The organism is Saccharopolyspora sp., from assembly GCF_017434145.1.
GTDB classification, from domain to species: Bacteria; Actinomycetota; Actinomycetes; order Mycobacteriales; family Pseudonocardiaceae; genus Saccharopolyspora_C; species Saccharopolyspora_C galaxeae.
Genome location: NZ_JAFRFW010000614.1, coordinates 1 through 2,450, shown reverse-complemented (window position 1 = coordinate 2,450; position 2,450 = coordinate 1). Strand labels below are relative to the sequence as shown.

Annotated in this window: 3 protein-coding genes; all 3 read right to left on the bottom strand. The window is 72.1% G+C overall.

Features of this window, described 5'->3' with window-relative positions:
* A partial coding sequence (locus tag IJH84_RS16925) for a glycosyltransferase family 2 protein (protein WP_295146106.1) occupies window positions 1-386 on the bottom strand: 386 nt, incomplete at its 3' end.
* A 157-nt stretch (window positions 387-543) separates the two neighbouring features.
* Window positions 544-1,167 (bottom strand): maleylpyruvate isomerase N-terminal domain-containing protein, encoded by a 624-nt coding sequence (locus IJH84_RS16920; RefSeq protein WP_295146104.1) that lies wholly within the window; start codon window positions 1,165-1,167, stop codon window positions 544-546.
* Between the two features lie 176 nt (window positions 1,168-1,343).
* Window positions 1,344-2,132, bottom strand: a complete 789-nt coding sequence (locus tag IJH84_RS16915) for an SDR family NAD(P)-dependent oxidoreductase (protein ID WP_295146099.1) — start codon at window positions 2,130-2,132, stop codon at window positions 1,344-1,346.
* Window positions 2,133-2,450 lie beyond the last annotated feature (318 nt).

Below are 2,450 nucleotides of genomic sequence, written 5' to 3'. Positions count from 1 at the left end.
GCGAGCACGGCGTTGCCCGCTTGCGCGTGCCACGGCCACGCTCCGCGGGTGGTCGGGACGCGGCGGCCCACGGACAGGTCGGCGGTGCCGGAACGCACGCGCTCCACCAGCTCGGGCAGCACCGCCGCGTCCATCGAGCCGTCCGCGTCCAGGAAGCACACGATCTCCGCATCGGCGGCTTCCAGGCCGGTGTGCACCGCGGCGCCGTAGCCGCGCCGCGTCTCGTGCAGGACTTGCGCGCCGTGATCCGCGGCGACTTCGGGCGATCCGTCGGCGGAGCCGTTGTCCACCACGATCGCCCGGTAGTCGCCGGGAATCGCGGCCAGCACGCCGGGCAGCGCGGCGGCCTCGTCCAGGCAGGGCAGGATCACGTTCACGGAACTCATGCCGACCAAGCTAGAGCCATCGGCGATCGTGAGTTACCGCGGGACGGTCCAGCCACCTTCGAGCGCGGCGCGGCGTGGCCCGCTGCGTCGCGTCGCGAGCGGCTGCCTGCCTCGTCCGATCGGCGTCGGCGCGGTCCGTTTCCGCAGGTGAGCGTGCTCATCGCAGCACCGGGAACACCGGGCTGCCCGCGCGCCCGGTGGCGACGTCGATGAAGTTCACCGGGTCCGCGATGCCCGCGAGCAGCGCGACGGTGTCCCGAACCGGGGCACCGGCCATCGGACCCGGCACGTCCAGCTCCAGCGCGGCGGCCATGTCGAAGTAGTGCACGACCGCCTCCATCAGCGCCAGCCGCAGCGCTTCGCCGACCTGCACGGTTCCGTGCCCGCCGTAGTCGAAGTTCCGGCTCAGGTCCCGGGTGCGCATGTCCGCGAGCACTTCGGGCGCCACGGTGGCGAACTGCTCGACCAAGTCGCCCATCGACCGGTCCTCGGTGCTGCGCACCGCGGCGTCGCGGATCGAATCGGCTCCGGTCTCGGCGATGCCGCCCGGCTGCTGCAGGTGACGCAGCAGCGATGCCGCGTCCGGGAAGCTCGGAGCCGCCGACGCGGTCTCGCTGCGGATCACCGCTGCGAGCGTCGCAGGCGCGTCGGCGTAGTGCGCGTAGACGTGCCGCACGTTCCAGCCGTCGAGCCTCGTCGGCGTGTCCCACCGAGCGTCCGGCAACGACTTGCCCAGTTCCGCCCAGCCGCGCCACGCCTGGCCCAACGCATCCAGGATCATGGTTCCCCCATTCCGTCCCGCCGTCATTGGAGCACGCCCGCGGCTTCGGCCGGGTGCGATTCGGTGGGAGAACCGGTGGCGAGCCACTGCACGGTCCCGGCGGCGCGCCATGCGCACGGGGGGCTTTTGGGGCTCGCCGTTGCTCGGCGAGCCCCGCGGCAGCAAGCCCGAAGCGGTCAGGTCAGCGACGGCGCCACGCCGCCGTCGACGCGCAGTGCCGCGCCGCTGCTGGCCGAGCCCGCTTCGGAACCCGCGTACAGCACCAGGTTCGCGACCTCTTCCGGCCGGATCAGGCGGCCCAGCAGCGAACTCGGCCGCTCCTGCGCGATGAACCGCCGCTCGGCCTCCTCGAACGGCACGTCCGAGCCGATCCGGCTGCGGATGAACTCCTCCACGCCCGGAGTGAGCGTCGGGCCGGGCAGCACGCTGTTCACGGTGACGCCGCTGCCCGCGACCTCTTGCGCCATGCCGCGTGCGACGGACAGCTGGGCGGTCTTGGTCATCCCGTAGTGCACCATCTCGGTCGGGATGAAAATCGACGACTCGCTGCTGATGAAGATCACCCGGCCCCAGCCGCGCTGCACCATCCGCGGCGTGTAGTGCCGCGCGAGCCGCACCCCGGACAGCACGTTGACCTCGAAGAACCGGCTCCACTCCGCATCGCTGATCTCGAAGACGGGCTCGGCGCCGAAGATCCCGGCGTTGTTCACCAGCACGTCCACGTCGGGCAGTTCGGAGATCAGCGAGTCGGCGCCTTCCGCGGTACCGATGTCGGCGGCGATGCCCCGCACGGTGCCGCCGGTCTCCGCGCGGATCGTCGCCACGGTGTCGTCGACCCGTTGCTCGGAACGCCCGTTGACCACGACCTCGGCGCCCGCGCGGGCGAAGGTGGTGGCGATGGCTTGGCCGATGCCGCTGGTCGAGCCGGTGACCAGCGCGGTGCGCCCGGTCATGTCGGTGTTCATCGCTGCTCGCTTTCCTGGTGGCTGCTCGTCCGGCGGGGCTGCCGGAGACACCTTCGCCATACCCCGTGCTGAGTCCGGTGCATCGCGCGGTCGTGCATCCGGCAGTGCCGGTTCCGCAACGAGCAGCGAGCCGGACCACCGCTTTGTTCCGCGATGTGTCCGGGCGCACGGCCCGCGGGTCGCTCAGCCGGGCTTCTGCCAGGTCAGCGAGTAGCGCCACAGCAGGTGCCTGCGGAACCGGCTGCCCGGCAGCAGGTGTTCGGCCGCCCGCCGCACCTGGCCCCAGCTCATGTCCGGGTCCCGCACCGGCATTCCCGG